This window comes from Fibrella aquatica (assembly GCF_041321135.1).
Classification (GTDB): Bacteria; Bacteroidota; Bacteroidia; order Cytophagales; family Spirosomataceae; genus Fibrella; species Fibrella aquatica.
Map to the genome: position 1 here is coordinate 302,680 of NZ_JBGGWF010000001.1, position 16,736 is coordinate 319,415.

At 51.1% G+C, this 16,736-nt stretch carries 8 protein-coding genes; 3 read left to right on the forward strand and 5 right to left on the reverse strand.

All coding sequences use genetic code 11. The features are described from left to right. Positions 1-10 precede the first annotated feature (10 nt). Both ACAW87_RS01090 and ACAW87_RS01095 read left to right on the forward strand, forming a co-directional pair. On the forward strand, positions 11-3,247 hold the full coding sequence (locus ACAW87_RS01090) for a SusC/RagA family TonB-linked outer membrane protein (protein WP_370721295.1): 3,237 nt from the start codon (positions 11-13) through the stop codon (positions 3,245-3,247). A gap of 41 nt (positions 3,248-3,288) precedes the next feature. Next, positions 3,289-5,040, forward strand: coding sequence for a RagB/SusD family nutrient uptake outer membrane protein (locus tag ACAW87_RS01095; RefSeq protein ID WP_370721296.1), 1,752 nt, complete (start codon positions 3,289-3,291; stop codon positions 5,038-5,040). Between the two features lie 92 nt (positions 5,041-5,132). On the opposite strand, the gene ACAW87_RS01100 is transcribed toward ACAW87_RS01095, so the two are convergent. Together ACAW87_RS01100 and ACAW87_RS01105 are read right to left on the reverse strand one after the other, a co-directional pair. Next, positions 5,133-6,887, reverse strand: a complete 1,755-nt coding sequence (locus tag ACAW87_RS01100) for a RagB/SusD family nutrient uptake outer membrane protein (RefSeq protein WP_370721297.1) — start codon at positions 6,885-6,887, stop codon at positions 5,133-5,135. A 95-nt stretch (positions 6,888-6,982) separates the two neighbouring features. Further along, positions 6,983-10,321 carry a SusC/RagA family TonB-linked outer membrane protein gene (locus ACAW87_RS01105; RefSeq protein ID WP_370721298.1) on the reverse strand — a complete coding sequence of 1,113 codons (3,339 nt, stop codon included), beginning with the start codon at positions 10,319-10,321 and terminating at the stop codon, positions 6,983-6,985. A 367-nt stretch (positions 10,322-10,688) separates the two neighbouring features. Between ACAW87_RS01105 and ACAW87_RS01110 the strand changes: the two genes are divergently transcribed. Then, entirely contained in the window at positions 10,689-14,297 is a 3,609-nt protein-coding gene (locus tag ACAW87_RS01110; protein ID WP_370721299.1) for a CRTAC1 family protein, read from the forward strand. Between the two features lie 15 nt (positions 14,298-14,312). Here the strand turns inward: ACAW87_RS01110 and ACAW87_RS01115 are convergent, their stop codons facing one another. From ACAW87_RS01115 to ACAW87_RS01125, 3 genes are all read right to left on the reverse strand, one after another. Further along, positions 14,313-14,999, reverse strand: a complete 687-nt coding sequence (locus ACAW87_RS01115; RefSeq protein WP_370721300.1) for a TIGR04283 family arsenosugar biosynthesis glycosyltransferase — start codon at positions 14,997-14,999, stop codon at positions 14,313-14,315. A gap of 94 nt (positions 15,000-15,093) precedes the next feature. After that, on the reverse strand, positions 15,094-15,882 hold the full coding sequence (locus ACAW87_RS01120) for a ferritin-like domain-containing protein (RefSeq protein WP_370721301.1): 789 nt from the start codon (positions 15,880-15,882) through the stop codon (positions 15,094-15,096). A 31-nt stretch (positions 15,883-15,913) separates the two neighbouring features. Continuing rightward, complete coding sequence (locus ACAW87_RS01125; protein WP_370721302.1) at positions 15,914-16,651, reverse strand: ferritin-like domain-containing protein; 738 nt, start codon at positions 16,649-16,651, stop codon at positions 15,914-15,916. Positions 16,652-16,736 lie beyond the last annotated feature (85 nt).

Below are 16,736 nucleotides of genomic sequence, written 5' to 3' on the forward strand. Positions count from 1 at the left end.
TATTACTTACATGAGAAGTAAGCTTCTACAAATTACTTGCCTGAGCTTAGCCTTTTTCCTGATTGGAATTGGTGCTTTTGCGCAGAGCCGGCGCATTACTGGGCGCGTTTCTGGACCCGATGGAGGGATTCCGGGTATTAACGTCGTAATTAAAGGCACCTCAACCGGTACATCTACGGATGCAAACGGCGGGTATAGCCTGAACCTGCGCGGTAACACCGATGTACTTATTATTTCTGGTATTGGGTACAAATCGCAGGAATTTACTGTAGGCAGCCGTACTAATCTTGATGTAACCCTGGCTGAAGATGCCTCGGTACTGAACGAAGTTGTTGTTACGGGTTACACCACTGACGATCGCAGAACGGTAACGGGTGCTGTATCGACCGTGAAAGCACGTGCGCTGCAGGCACAACCATCAGGTAACGTAGAGCAGCAGTTGCAGGGCCGCGTATCAGGTGTAACTGTTATTTCAAACGGGCAGCCAGGTACGGCCAGTCAGGTACGTGTTCGGGGCTTTGGTGCCTTTGGTGGTAACGAGCCACTCTACGTAGTTGATGGTGTACCCATTGGTTCGGTAAATACGGTGGCTCCCGATGACGTGGAAACAACCACTGTACTGAAAGACGCCGCTGCTGCTTCTATCTATGGAGCACGGGCCGCCAACGGTGTAATTGTTATCACCACGCGCAAAGGGTCGAAGACGCCACGCAAAATGCAGGTGACCTACGACGGACAGTATGGCGCAACTAACCCGGGCACAGGCCAGGAGATGTTGAAGCCCAAGGAATTTGCCGACTGGACCTGGCAGCAGTTCCGCAACACGGCTTTCCAGAATGGAACTACCCCTGCTTATAGCCACCCACAATTTGGTACGGGCTCAACCCCAGTCATTCCTGACTATATCAACGTAGGCGGTGCCGCCGGTGTGGTAGGTTCGGTTGATTTGGCGGCTGAAAAGCTCAAGTATAACGTCAATCCAGCGGCTGGTGCCATTTATCAGGTCGTTCGTGCCAATAAGGAAGGTACCGACTGGTATAAAGCCATTACGCGTGTTGCTCCTGTGCAACGGCATGGCTTTGGCTTCTCTGGAAGCGGTGAGGCAGCCCGTTATTATATCGGTTTTAGCGCTCAAAACCAGGCTGGTATTCTGTTGAACAATGACTTTAAGCGCTACACATTCCGCGCTAATACCGAGTTCGACCTGGGTAAGAAAGTGCGTATCGGTGAAAACCTTCAGTTCACGTACCTGTCTATCCTGGGTCAGGGTGGTGGCCGTGAAGGTCAGGGTGTAGCGGCTGACGAGAACGACGTGTTACAGGCGTTCCGTATGCCATCGATCATCCCGGTCTATGATGAGTTTGGTGGCTATGCAGGTACGGCGGCAAAAGGATTTAACAATCCCCGTAACCCGGTAGCTAACCGTGACGGTCAGGTGAACAATAACGGGTTTGGTGCCAGTGCTTTTGGTAACCTGTACCTGGAAGTGGAGCCGATCGAATACCTGACACTGCGCAGTAGCATTGGTGGTCAGTATAACAACGGCTACAACTACAACTACACCCGTTTGCAGTACGAGAACTCGGAAAACAACTCGGCGTTTGGTTATGGCGAAGGCGGTAACTATTCACTTGCCTGGACATTGACCAACACCGCGGCCTACAAACGTAAGTTTGGTATTCACGGGGTAGACGTCATTGTTGGTCAGGAAGCACTGAACACAGGTGCTGGTAAAGGTATCTCTGGTAATGGGCAGAACCCGTTCTCGACCGACCCTAACTACATCACGCTGTCTACAGTAGCGTCAACCGGACGGGTTGTTGGTAGCGGTCAGTTCAAGGGCGTTAACTTCTACTCGCTATTTGGACGGGTTAACTATATCTATAATGACAAGTACATTGTTACTGGTGTAATTCGTCGGGATGGCTCGAGCCGTTTTGGTGCCAACAACCGGTATGGTGTATTCCCGGCTATGTCGGCGGCGTGGCGTTTATCGTCAGAGGCTTTCATGAAGAACCTCCCCTGGGTAACTGACCTAAAAATTCGCGGTGGTTACGGTCTGATGGGTAACTCGAACAACGTAGACCCAAACAACCAGTTCAGCTTGTATGCAGCCAACCTGGGTAACTCGGCTTACGATATCAACGGCTCTAACTCAAGTACGGTTGACGGATACTACCGGTCGCGGATCGGTAACCCCGATGCGAAATGGGAAACATCAATCACCAGCAACATCGGTGTAGACGGTTCATTCTTCAACAACCGTCTGGAAGTGATTTTCGACATCTGGCGGAAAGACACCAAGGATCTGCTGTTCCAGGTGCCCATTCCAGCTGTAATTGGTACCTACGCAGATGCACCTTCGGTGAACATTGGTGAAATGCGTAACCAGGGTATTGATATTCAGGTGATTGGTCGTGGTCGGATTGCTTCAGAAATCGGCTACGAAGCCAACGTTACGGCTAGCTTCCTAAGCAACAAAATCGTTGCTCTCGCACCAGGCTTAACGTACCTGACTACGGTTAATCCAGGTTTCCGCGGTATCAACCCAATTCGGAACCAACTGGGTTATTCACTCTCGTCATTCTATGGCTACCAAACGCTGGGCCTATTCCAGAGCAAAGCTGAAGTAGACGCTGCTCCTACGCAGGAGGGTGCTGCTCCAGGCCGTTTCCGGTTTGCTGATATTAATGGTGACAAGAAAATCGACGCCGATGACCGGACGTACCTGGGTAGCCCGGTGCCAAAATTCACCGGTGGTCTGAACGTGAAATTTACGTACAAAGCGTTTGATATTGAGATGTATGGATACACATCAATCGGTAACAAAATCTTCAACGTATCGAAGTGGTTCACTGATTTCTATCCATCGTTTGCTGGTGCAGCCATCAGCGCTCGTGTAAGAGATTCATGGACGCCTCAGAACACAGGCGGTACAGTGCCCATCTTTGAAGCTGCCTCTAACTTCAGCACCAACACGCAGTCGAACTCATACTACGTAGAAGACGGCTCTTATTTCCGTATGCAGAACCTGTCTTTCGGGTATAACCTGCCAAGCAGCGTACTGAGCAAAGTTAAGTTGCAGCGCGTGCGCGTGTTCGTGTCAACGAACAACCTGTTCACGATCACCAAATACCAGGGTCTTGATCCAAGCGTAGGTGGTAACGCAGATACCAACTTCGGTATCGACGTAGGTAACTACCCAATCACGCGTAGCCTGTTGGGTGGTCTTTCGCTGGCATTTTAAGTAAAAGGGTTCTTTAAATCCGATCAAAACAAACAAACACAATGAGAACAAATACAAAACTCTTGATTTTGGGAGTTACAACTACGCTAAGCTTAGCCACAGTTGCTTGTAAAGATACGTTTCTGGATGTACCTGTAACCGGGCAATTGGCTGGCGTTCAGCTCAGCTCGAAGGCGGGTATCGAAGGGTCATTGATTGCGGTATACTCTATCCTGAACGGACGGGGCGAACGATTGGCTTCATTCAACAACTGGGTGTGGGGTAGTATTCGCGGAGGAGATTTTAACAAGGGCACTGACCCTGGTGACTTTTCTTCGATAAATGCACTGCAACGCTTCGAGACAATCTCAACGAGCGATCAGGTTGGTCAGACATGGCAGCGTAAATACGAGGGTATTAGCCGTGCCAACACGACGCTGAACCTGCTAAAAAATGCACCGTCAGATATGTCGGCGGCCGATAAAACACGGATCACCGCTGAAGCTCGCTTCCTGCGTGGGTTATATTATTTCGACCTTAAACGTATCTATGGCGATGGTGCTCCCTATATCGACGAATCCGTTGATTATGGTACCGGAATCGAAAAAGTAGCTAATGGCGTAAACCTGTGGCCCAAAATTGAGGCTGATACCAAATTTGCCTACGACAACCTCGCCGAAACACCACCAGCCGTTGGCCGGGTAAATAAGTGGGCTGCAGCGGCTCAACTGGCTAAGGTATATCTCTACCAAAAGAAATACACCGAGGCAAAAGCACTGTTTGACCTGATTATCACTAACGGTAAAACGTCGAATGGTAAGAAGTATGGTCTTGTGCCAAAGTATGGCGATATCTTCAAAGCATCGAATGATAACAACGAAGAGTCTGTATTCGCCATTCAGGCGGCGGCCAACACCGGTAGTGTAAACAACGCTAACCCCGAGTTTGACTTGAACTTCCCCTACAACACGGGGCCAAACGGTCCGGGTAACTGCTGCGGATTTAATCAGCCAAGCTTCGAATACGTAAACTCGTTCCGGACAACGGCCAATGGCTTGCCCCTGCTCGATGGCACGTACAATGCCGCTACCAATGCTGTGAAAAATGATATGGGTGTACTCTCGAAAGAGTCGTTCACACCGGATGCCGGTAACCTCGATCCACGCGTTGACCACACGGTTGGCCGTCGTGGTATCCCCTACTTGGATTGGCAGGATCACCCAGGTGCCGACTGGATTCGGAACCAGCCAAACGGTGGGCCTTATTCGCCTAAGAAGTTTACGTACTACAAATCAGACGTAGGTTCGCTGCAGGATAACAGCTCATGGACACCCGGCTATACGGCGTTGAACGTGCCTCTCATCCGTTTCGCCGACGTGTTATTGATGGCGGCTGAGTGCGAAATTGAAGTTGGTTCGTTGACTAAAGCGCTGGAGTATACCAACATGGTCCGTAAGCGGGCAGCCAACCCGGCTGGCTTCGTTACAAAAGCGGGCGCACCAGCGGCGAAGTACACCATTGCTGAATATCCGGCTTCGGTATTTGCTTCTAAAGCATCGGCCACGGCGGCTGTACGTTTCGAGCGTCGTCTGGAATTAGGTGATGAAGGTCACCGTTTCTTCGACCTGGTTCGTTGGGGTATTGCCGCGCAGACAATCAACGCCTACTTACAGTATGAAGGTGCGGCGGCTCGCCTGCCAACCACGTTGGGTGGTGCTACATTCACGGCTGGTCAGGATGAGTTGCTTCCTGTTCCACAGGATCAAATCGATATTCAGGGTAAAAGCATCCTGAAGCAGAACCCTGGTTATTAATTCAGTAAACCAGTGTTGACACTGGCACATAAAGTAAAAAGGGGCTGGTGATTTCACCAGCCCCTTTTTTGTACTATTAACGTACCTGGAAATTAATTGTAACCAGGGTTTTGTTTCAACACATCCCGACCCTGTAAGTCAATTTGCGTTTGGGGAAGTGGCAGGTATTCATTTTTGCCAGCCGTGAACACAGCACCGCTATAGGCACCACTCGACAGCTTAACCCGCTCGTATGACAGGAAATTGTTAAGCGTCGGCGCGGCAACTTCCCAGCGAACCAGGTCGAAGAAACGGTGACCTTCACCCGATAATTCCAGCTTCCGCTCGAAGCGCACCGTTGACCGGGCAATATCCTTGTTGGCAAACGAAGCTGCCGGGTAAGGGCTAATTACGTAGTTAGCTGCCGGAGCACCGCCAGTTACCGTAACGAAGCCAGCCGGATTGGCCGCCCGCGTCCGAACCTGATTCACGTAGTTCATGGCCGTTTGCAGGCTACCCACTTCAACTTCAGCTTCAGCCGCCATCAGCAACACATCCGCATAACGCATCAGTACCACGTTGGTAGCAGACCAGCCCTTTGTCCAGTTCGATACGTCGGCTACCTGAGCTTGCTGGCCCAGATAAAAAACGTATTTCTTGGTTGAATATGGACCACCAAACGATTGGTTACGGGTCCAGGCGCTTGAGAAGGGACCATAGTCGAGGTAAGGAATGCCGCGGCGACCAACTGAATGGTCGAGGCGTGGGTCAATTGTGCGCGTATCGGGGGTGAAAGCACCATCGGGCAAGATACCCATATCCGTTTTCAACTCGTTGTCGCTGCTGTTGTACGCTCCGTTGGCCAGGGCAATATCTACGGGTAATCCGTTGGCGTTGGTACGGAATGAGTTGGCCAAATCGAAGCTGGGCTTGAAGAAGTCGCAGCAAGTGGCCCCAATACCGGCGCTGTAGGGATAGTTCAGGTTCAAATCGCCCGAAGCGGCATCTGAGCTACCTGCGTTGGCTACGTTCTGCGTCGAGAAAATGGTCTCTTCGTTGTTCTCGTTGGCCGAATTAAATACCTGTGCGTACTGAGGTACCAGACCAAATTTTTTGCCATTGGTGGTTACGCCGTTGGCCACAATCAGGTCATACAACGCTTTTGCTTCTGCATACTTCTTTTGGTACATATAGGTTCTGGCCAGATAAGCCGCCGCCGCCCATTTGTTGGCGCGACCCGCCTGCGAATTCGTAGCGGGCAGGTTGTCGTAGGCGTATTTGAAGTCAGCTTCGATTTTGGGCCAGACATCCACATTGTTCTGGATCGTGGTGATGCCAGCGCCATAATCGACCGTTTCATCAACGTAAGGCACCATGTTGAAGGTCCGCTTCAAATCAAAATAGTAGAGACCTCTCAGAAAACGAGATTCTCCAGCTAATTGCTGTTTGAGGGCGTCAGTCACCGTTGGGGCGGCATCTGGCAAGAGCCGTAATACCGAGTTGGCGCGGCTAACACCTTCGTAAAGTGCCTGCCAGCGAAAATTCAACTCAGCGTTGGCCGGGCTAATGAGGTACGTCTCGAAAGGCGTGATTGCGCCGAAATCGGACGGGTCAGACCCCTTGTTGGCGTCGCCGCCCATAATACTGCCATATACCCAATTGGTTGGGCTGGCCGTTTGTGAGTAGCCACGACCATTCAACTGGGCATAAGCGCTGATTAGTAATCCCTGCAAACCATTATTGGTGGTGAGCAGGGTACTAACCAACTGACCTGTTGGGGCTACGTTGAGAAATGAATCTTTACAGGCTATCGTAATTACAGTCAGGGTCAGCAGTAGACTGACTCCTTTCATGAATGACTTTTTCATCTTACTAATTTTTAAAACAGATTAATTCGTGAGTAGCTAGTTGACCAGCCCGGCTGTTCGCGGTGAAAGCAGGCTGGTCGATTGAACATCGCGTGTTAGAAACCAATGCTCAAACCAGCGTTGTAGCTCCGTGTAATGGGGTAGTTACCCACGTCGATACCAAAGTTCCGGTCAGCACCTCCGCCAACGCCTGGGTCGAGCCCTTTGTAGCCGGTGATGGTGAATACGTTGTTGGCAGCCAGTGAGAAACGTACCCGGCCCAGACCCAGTCGGCCCAACAGGGGAGCCGGTAAGGTGTAGCCAATCGTAATGTTCTGCATCCGCAGGAATGAACCATCTTCTACGTAGAAAGAGTTAGGCACCGTGTTGGTGCTGAAGTTACCCTTATCCTCAAAGATGGGCTGCATGGTCTCCGTGTTGGTTGGTGTCCATGAGTCTTTCACTCGCGCGCTGATGGCCGCACCAGAGAACGACGGATAGAAATCGGTGAACCACCTCGACATATTAAAGATTTTACCACCCAGCGAAGTGTACAGGTAGGTGGCTACATCGAAGCCCTTGAACGTTACCCGCAGGTTTACGCCACCAGTGAATTTTGGCACCGGGCTACCCAGGAACGTGCGGTCATCGTTATTGATCACGCCATCATTGTTTACATCCGCGTAACGGAAACGACCCAGGCCAGCTTCTTCCTGAAAAGTGGCGGCAGTGATGGAAGCAGGGTTTGTAGAGGCGGCTTTGGCAGCGGCTAAAGCAACGGCGTTAGCTGAATTAATTTCTTCACGGTTCTGCCACAGACCAACTACCTGATAACCGAAGAACGAAGCCAGGCTTTGACCAGGCTGGTTCCGGGTTGGGGCCAGCGTTAAACGGTTGGTGCCTGGTGCTACGTCGACATACGGAACGCCGGGTGCCAGTGACTGAATTTGGTTGCTGAGGAAGCTACCAGTCACGTTCAGTTCGTAGCCAACACCGCTGTTTGTCACCTTACCGCGGGTGATCACCTGAACGTCGATGCCCTGGTTACGCATGCTGGCAATGTTTACGGCCGGTGCTTGTGCCCGTTGACCAACTACGCCCGGAATAGGTACTTCGAAGAGCAGGTCTTTGGTGTCTTTACGCCACACGTCTAATACAACATCGAACTTACCGTTCAGGAACGATCCATCAATACCCAGGTTAGTGGTTGTGCTGGTTTCCCATCGTGCGTTCGGGTTACCAATCCGGCTCCGGAAAAAGCCTGGTGTTACGGCCGTGTTGCCGCCAGCGATATCATATGAGTTGGCAATATTCGACTGGTAGAGGCTATACTGGTTGTTGGGGTCTACGTTATTCGAGTTGCCCATCTGTCCCCAGCCACCCCGAACTTTCAGGTCAGTTACCCATGGCAAATCTTTCATGAATGGCTCGGATGATAAGCGCCACGCTGCCGATAGAGCCGGGAATACGCCATACCGGTTAGCAGACCCGAAACGCGACGAACCATCCCGACGAATAACACCGGTGAAGATGTATTTATCCAGCAGGCTATAGTTCACCCGGGCAAACTGCGAGTAGAAATTCACACCGCTATATAAATCGCTGTTCGATTGCCGACCCGTGCCCGACGAGGTCGAGATGTTGGCATAGTTGGGGTCTGTTGAGAATGGGTTCAAACCCGCTCCGCTCAAATTACGACCCGCTCCCGTGTTCAACGCTTCCAGGCCAGCCAGTACGTCGATGCTGTGGATACCAAACTGCCGTTTGTACTGAGCCGTATTGGTAAACGTCCAGGCCATGAAGTAGCCCGCGCTTTCGTTAATGCGGAAACCACCGTTGTTTCCTTCTGCATTTTCGTATGTATTGCGATTGGTCGTTTTGTTGTAATAGTTGCCCATCGAACCGCCAATGCTACTGCGAACAGTTAAATCTGGCAACACATCATATTCCAGATAAGCGTTACCAAAAATACCGATGTTGAAGTTCCGGTTGTTCCGGGCTCCTTCGCGTGAAGCAACCGGGTTGGCCGGGTTGTTGAAACCCCGTGCTGCCGTACCGGCATACCCGCCAAACTCGTCGTAAACCGGAATGATCGGTGGCATACGGAAAGCCGTCAGAATTTCACTTTCTTCCTGCGACAGGTTTTGACCTGCGTTGCCGCCTACCTGACCCGAATTGTCGATGTAGGTAACCTGCAGGTTCTCCCCGAAACGCAGTTTCTTGTTTTTCAGAAGGTCGTAGTCTGAGTTGGCCCGGAAGGTGTAGCGGCTGAAGTTGTTGTTCAGCAGAATACCGGCCTGCGTTTGTTGGCTAACGCTGATATAGAAGCGGCTAGCCTCACCACCGCCCGAAAAACCAAGCGTATGACGCATCAGCGGGGCTGTGCGGGTAATGGCTTTATACCAGTCGGTACCCGCCTGATTGGCGCGCGTAACCTGATAAATAGAACCTAATGACGGGTCAATGTTATAACGTAACCGCTCGGCGGCCAGGTCAACGCCGCCGGTCACGCCAAACCGATTACCAACCTGAATGTATTCAGGCAACACGGGTGTTTGACCTGAACCATACTGACCACTGGCAATACCTGTGAAACTGTCGGGCCCAATAGTTTCGCCATCGGCCAGCCGCCGGTTGCGAATAGCATTCCAGGTCCATTCGGCCTGCTCTTGTGGGTTGAGAACTGCCGGAGCCGTACCCGGATCGGTTATACCATATAAGCCATCATAAGTAACGCTCAGTTTTTGTGCTTTACGCTGCCCTTTCTTGGTTGTAATAACGATTACTCCGTTGGCAGCCCGCGCACCGTAGATAGAGGCAGCAGCGGCATCTTTCAGTACGGTCGTTGTCTCAATATCGTCGGGGCTGATGTTGCCGATTCCGCCCGTAGGTACCCCATCGACTACATACAGCGGCTCGTTACCACCAAAAGCGCCGAAGCCACGTACCCGGATGGTATTGTTGGCACCGGGTTGTCCACTGGCAATAACGGTTACCCCCGCAATACGACCCTGTAACTGGGTTTCAACGTTGGCCGACGGTACAGCGGCCAGATCGCGGGCCTTCACCGTGGAGACCGCCCCCGTGTTATCCCGCTTGCTATCGGTCGAGTAACCGGTTACGATTACCTCGTTCAATAAAGAGGCATCTTCCTGAAGCTGAACATCAACGCTAGTCCGGTTGCCCACGGTGATATCGGTTGACTTATAACCAATAGCCGATACCGTTAGCACGTCAGCGGCTCCGCGTAAGGTTAGTGTAAATACACCGTTGGCATCTGTTGTCGTTCCTGTTGTCGTGCCCTTCACAACAACGGTTGCTCCCGGGACAGGCTCTGCATTACTGGTGATTGACCCGGTAATTCGGCGCTCCTGTGCCATGGCTGCTGTGCCCCCCAAAAGCATAAATGCCCCCAGTAATAAATACTGTAAGGTCTTGTAAAATTTTGTGTTCATAAGGCCGAGACCATTAAAGTGTTAAATCGAATCAATGTATATCGACTCTTTCATGTTTCAAAGTATATTTTGACTATTTCTGATTCTTGTATGATATTAAAATGTTAAATATTATAAAAATAATGAAAATGTACTATTGTAAAGTGTTGATTTGTAGAAAGTTGCAATTGAAAAATGTAATCTTTTGTATTTTTATATTTTTAAATTATAATTTTATACTATATTTCTAATTGTACGGATTCTGAAAAAATTATGTGTATAATGTACTTAGTTAATTGTCCGTATAAATACGATATGCTCATTTTTATTTAACTCAATTGCAAAAATTGTTTTAAGTAGTATTGTTAAAAATTTCAAGTAAATACTCATGGTTTGTCGAGTTTTAGCCGTTGCTTTTCTTATTATACTCAGTACTCTTGTGATTGCCTGTCGGTCGTCATCGGAGTCGCTCTTCACCCTGCTCCCAGCCGAAGACACAGGCATCACCTTTGCCAACCGCATCACCGATTCCGATTCGGTGAGTATTCTGGATGTAGAATATATCTATAATGGCGGCGGGGTGGCGCTCGGCGATTTTAACAACGACAGTCTGCCCGATGTGTTCTTCACCGGGAATCAGGTGCCTAATCGGCTCTATCTTAACAAGGGCGATTTTAAGTTCGACGACATTACCGAAACGGCGGGCATAGCTGGCAACGGAAAATGGTGTTCGGGCGCTACGCTGATTGACGTCAATAATGATGGCTGGCTGGATGTGTACGTAAGCGCTACACTCAGTAACGACGCCACCAAACGCCAGAATCTGCTCTACGTAAATCAGGGAGCCAAAAACGGGAAGCCGGTGTTTCTGGAAATGGCCCGCGAATACGGCATTGCCGATGATAGCCATACCACTAACGCCGCCTTTTTCGATTACGATAACGATGGTGATCTGGACCTCTATCTGCTCACCGACCGCATCGATGAGTATCCCAACGTGTATCGTGCCCGGGTGAATGATGGCTCATCACTGAATGCCGACCGCCTGTACCGCAATGACTTCGACCCGAAACGGGGCCACCCGTTCTTTACGAACGTATCTAAACAGGCAGGTATCGTACATGATGGCTACGGGCTCGGCCTGAATATCGTGGATATAAACCGGGATGGTTGGAAAGATATTTACGTGACCAACGATTACCTCTCCGACGATTTACTATACATAAACAACCACAACGGCACATTCACCGACCGGTCGGCCGAGACCTTCAAACACACGAGCAACACGGCGATGGGTAACGACGTGACCGATATTAACAACGACGGATTGGCGGATGTAATCGCGGTGGATATGATGCCCCGCGACAATTATCGCAAGAAGATGTTACTGGCTGCCAACAATTACCAGACGTACCTGAACAATGATCAGTTTGGCGTTAGCTACCAGTATGTGCGCAACACGCTGCAACTCAATCAGGGATCGCGCCCAAACGCCGGTACGCCAGCCTTCAGCGAAGTAAGTCTGCTGGCTGATGTGGCGGAAACAGACTGGAGCTGGGCACCCATGGTAGTCGACTTTGATAACAACGGGTTTCGTGACCTGCTCATTACCAACGGATTTCCGAAAGATGTGACCGACCGGGATTTTATGACGTTTCATGCCGAAAATGGAAAGATCGCCACGAAAGACTATACACTGGCTCAGATTCCGGTGGTTAAGATCAGTAACTACGCCTTTCGGAATGAGGGCGGCAACGTACCCACGTTTGCCGATGTTACCGAAGCATGGGGAATCAATAATCCGTCGTTCTCGAACGGTGCCGCCTATGGTGATCTCGACAATGATGGCGATCTCGATTACGTGGTCAACAACATCAATGATTCGGCCTTCGTCTATCGTAATAATCTCATCGAGCAAAAAGCAGCGAAGGCCAATTTTCTGCGCGTGAAGTTTGCGGGTTCGCCGCAGAACCGAATGGGATTGGGGGCCTTTGTAGAACTGCGCTACGGGAAAACTAACGATCAGCAACAGCTTTACGAACACAGCCCGTATCGGGGTTACCTCTCAACGGTAGAGCCCGTTGCGCACTTTGGATTAGGGGCCGAAAACACCATCAACGAGGTACGTATCACGTGGCCGGCTACTGGTTTGCAACCTGCCCGGCAACAAACGCTGCGTAATGTGAAAGCTAATCAGGTAATTCTGGCTGAATATGGCAAGGCTACAGAATCCGTTCGACCACCGACGAGCTCACCGGCCAGTTTGTTTAATGACGTAACCGACTCGCTGAAGGTGGCGTATCAACACACGGAACCCGAGTTTATTGACTACAATAACCAGAAGCTGTTGCCCCACAAGCTGTCGCAATATGGCCCGTCGGTGGCTGTGGGCGATATAAACGGCGATGGGCTGGATGATCTGTTTATCGGCGGTTCACGAGAAAAGCAGGGGCATTTCCTGATGCAGACCCAAACCGGTGCATTGGTGGAAACTCCCGGCCTGCCTACCCTGAACACGCCAGCCGATAAGCAACAGGAAGACATGGGTACCCTGCTCTTCGATGCCGACGCCGACGGTGACCTCGACCTCTACATCGCCAGCGGCAGCGTGGAAGCGCCCGCCAACACTCCCGCTTATCAGGACCGACTTTACCTCAACAACGGGAAAGGCACTTTCGCACTGGCACCGCCAGGTACGTTGCCTACCAATACCACCAGTAAATCATGCGTCAGGGCCGCCGACTTCGATCAGGATGGCGATCTGGATTTGTTCATTGGTGGGCGGGTCATTCCCGATGAATACCCTAAAGCCGCCTCCAGCCTGCTGCTGCGCAACGACAGTAAGCCGGGCCAACCGCGTTTCACTGATGTAACGGCGCAATTGGCTCCCGGCCTGAAAGACATTGGTTTGATCTGCGACGCCTTGTGGACCGACCCCGACAACGACGGTGACCCAGACCTGTTGCTGGTGGGCGAATGGATGCCCATCACCTTGTTGACCAATGAAAAAGGGCAGTTGAAAAAAGCTACCAATACCGCCCTGGGTAAAGCCATTGGCTGGTGGAATTCAATCACGGCCGGTGATTTCGACAACGATGGGGATATGGACTATGTGGCGGGTAACCTCGGCCTGAATGCCCGAATGCGCGCTACCACTACCGAACCCGTACGCATCTATGCGGGTGATTTCGACAACAACGGTTTCTACGATGCCATTCCTACCCTGTTTTTTCCCGATGCTGATGGGGGACGGAAAGAATACACTTTTCATGGGCGGGAAGACCTGATCAAGCAAATGATCATCATGCGGCGGCGGTTTCCCTACTACAAAGATTTCGCGCAAGCCAGCATCGATAAACTCCTGACGTCCGACGAGTTGAAAAATGCGCTGGTGCTGGAAGCCAATTACCTGGAATCTGCTTACATAGAAAACAAGGGTAATGGCACATTTGCGCTCCATCCGTTGCCTGTGCAGGCTCAACTGGCTCCTATTTTTGGTATGGTTGCCAATGATGTAGACCGCGACGGAAACCTGGATGTGCTGTTGGTTGGCAACGATTATAGCGGTGAACTACTGGCTGGTCGGTACGACGCCATGAATGGATTGTGGCTTCGAGGCGACGGAACAGGCCAGTTTACACCGCAATCAATTGCCAGTAGTGGCTTCTACGTACCCGGAAATGCTAAAGGATTGGCCCAACTAACGGGCAGCAACGGAACTGAACTAGTTGTGGCCACCCAAAATCGGGGTACGTTGCGGATCTTTAGAAACACAAAACCAGCCCGCCATCTCAGACTTCGCCCAACCGATGCAACCGCCTTACTGACCTTTGCCGACGGGAAAAAGCAAAAAGTAGACTGTAGTTACGGCAGCTCATTCTTATCACAGTCGGCGCGGGTCTTATGGCTTAGTCCTCAGGTAAAATCGGTTGAACTGACTGACTCCCAAGGGCGAAAACGCCAGGCAGGTTTGGTGGATGGTTTGGCGAAACAGTAGTGTTTCGGGCGCGGGTTACTTCAGAAAAGTGCGATACGTGTGGGCTATTCGGGTGGGGGAGACCTTGCACGTGAACAGCAACACAGCGGTAAGGTTGGCCAGTTGAACCCGTAGCCACGAATTGTGCTCGTATTTCCGGGCCGAAACCACTACGTCTTTCGGAATCACGGCGAATCGGGCCTGTTGCTCAATGCGGCGGATCATGTCAAAATCTTCCATGATGACAAAGTGCTCATTGAAACCACCAAGCTGATCGAACAAGTGTCGGGTGATAAATAGCGTCTGATCGCCGCCCCGGCTCATAAGTCCGCCAAAGCGGGTGCCGTAATTATTGACGCGCAACATCACTTTGTCGGAGTCGAAGCGGAATCGGTAGCGGCCAGCCTGATATCCAGTTGCCAGGGCTTCGGCAATATCGTGGGCAAAGTCGGGATGAATCTGTACATCGGCATGCACAAAATAAAGTACCTCGCCGGTAGCATGCTGAACCCCATAGTTCATCTGAGCCGCGCGACCTAACCGGGGCGACGTCAGCACGGTGGCACCGGCGCGTTGGGCAAGGGCTACTGTGTCGTCGGTACTTCCGCCGTCGATAACCAGAATCTCGGCAACCTGATGTTGAGCGTGGGACAGTATAGTTTTTACCATCCGCCCAATAGAGGCTGCTTCATTAAAAGCCGGGATGATTACGCTGATGGTCATGGTCTGCAAAAATCGTAAAAAACAAACGCCCGACAAGCTATTGACCTGTCGGGCGTTTTATTACTCCTTACTGAAGGAACTGTGTAGTTTACCCTTAGGCGATAAACTGACCGGCAATAGCCAACACGGCTTCTTTGGTCAGCGGCTCGTCGAACGATTCCGTTACGGCTTCTACTGATTTGCCAGAGATGCTGGTCAATTCAACACCAAGCTGATTGGTTACGTTGTCGCCGGCATAAATGGCTGCTGGCAGACCTGATGAATCGGCATTGGTAATCCAGCCTTTGAAACCACGCAGGGCACGAACCCGGGCCGCATGACGCGCTTCTACTGAGTGAATGTTGAGGGCTACTTCCAGAATAGCAGGCGCTGCAATCAAATTGCCTGCCTGACCTTTGTAGGCCCGTACACCTGTATCTTCAAACGCCTGAGCCAGGGCTGCATACGTTTGGAAATCAGAGAATACCGTTGGGAAAATACCTTTGCCGGTGAAGTCGAACGTTGGTTTGGCTACTGCCTGGCTACCCAGCACAGCTCTCAACAGACGAACGTGCGCTTCTTCGTGTTTACGAATCTGGCGGAAGATCATCATGTTCCGGCTTGGAATCAGGCCGGGAGTTTCGGTACCACGAACGTAGAATTCAGCTTCGAGGTATTCGAGTGTAAGGGCAAAGTTAAGTACATCGACCACACCCGCTGGCAGGCCTGACTGGCCGTAAGCGTTAGATAGGGCCGAGGCCATTACTACCGGAGCAGCTACGGCTACTTTGGCGGCTTTATTCGCCCACATGCTGAACATGTTGCGGCGTGATACATGAGCCAGACGGTCGAAAATCTCGCCATCGACGGACTCCAGCTCGTTGAGAATATTTTGCAGATTCATTGCTGAGTTTCTTTTTTCGATGAAAGATTGATTAACCTAAAGTGTAGGTGATAGTCTCCTGTACAAACGGAGCCACAATCGCTAACACGGCACCTGGCTCACGTGAGCGCTCCAGGCCCTGACCGTCAACTGGGGTGTCGCCCGCAAAAGCCGTTTCGAATGGGAACTGCAATTCGCTCAGTAAAGCTGCGTGGCGTGCTTCTACCGATACAATTTTGCCAGCGGTGAGCAGGTAGTTAGCCGTTTTCAGGAACTTACCGGCACCGTTGTAAGCTGTAACACCTACATCTTCAAACTGACGGGCAACGTCGATAGCTACTGAACGCTGTTTGAAGTTGATACCGCTGAAGTTAGGTGTCAGGCCTGGAATGGCGGCTGAACCCAACGCTGCTTTGAAAAATTCGCGGTGAATGACTTCATGGTCACGAATTTCCATGAACATGGTACGTTCCATGGATGTCATGCCCTCATACGGGTTGGCCAGCAACATTTCGTAATACGCTGCTTCGAGTTGCTCCAGAGCGTAGGCGTAGTTGAGGATAGCAATTTCGCCCGATCCTAAATTTACGGTAATGCCGTTGCTCATCTGGCGGGCATACTTATTCAGGTTGTTAACGGGAGTTGACGATACTGCTACCTCGTCATTTGGTGAGCAGGATGCCAGGATTCCACCCACTACTGCAGCCCCACCTACATAACGCAGGAACGACCGACGGCCCACACCTTCCACGCGGGTCGGCGACTCGGGCAATGTGTTAAGTTCTTCCATAATCGTAGAAATAAGAATCGGTTAATCTTTCTCCGGTTGTTCGGGAAAGTGTAGTGTATACGACTCTTACACGACTTTGGATTTT

Bases quoted from the DNA above. Each gene is read 5' to 3' on its own strand.
- ACAW87_RS01095 (WP_370721296.1), top strand. From the start codon at position 3,289: ATGAGAACAAATACAAAACTCTTGATTTTGGGAGTTACAACTACGCTA.
- ACAW87_RS01105 (WP_370721298.1), bottom strand. From the start codon at position 10,321: ATGAACACAAAATTTTACAAGACCTTACAGTATTTATTACTGGGGGCA.
- ACAW87_RS01125 (WP_370721302.1), bottom strand. From the start codon at position 16,651: ATGGAAGAACTTAACACATTGCCCGAGTCGCCGACCCGCGTGGAAGGT.
- ACAW87_RS01090 (WP_370721295.1), top strand. From the start codon at position 11: ATGAGAAGTAAGCTTCTACAAATTACTTGCCTGAGCTTAGCCTTTTTC.
- ACAW87_RS01110 (WP_370721299.1), top strand. From the start codon at position 10,689: ATGGTTTGTCGAGTTTTAGCCGTTGCTTTTCTTATTATACTCAGTACT.
- ACAW87_RS01120 (WP_370721301.1), bottom strand. From the start codon at position 15,882: ATGAATCTGCAAAATATTCTCAACGAGCTGGAGTCCGTCGATGGCGAG.
- ACAW87_RS01100 (WP_370721297.1), bottom strand. From the start codon at position 6,887: ATGAAAAAGTCATTCATGAAAGGAGTCAGTCTACTGCTGACCCTGACT.
- ACAW87_RS01115 (WP_370721300.1), bottom strand. From the start codon at position 14,999: ATGACCATCAGCGTAATCATCCCGGCTTTTAATGAAGCAGCCTCTATT.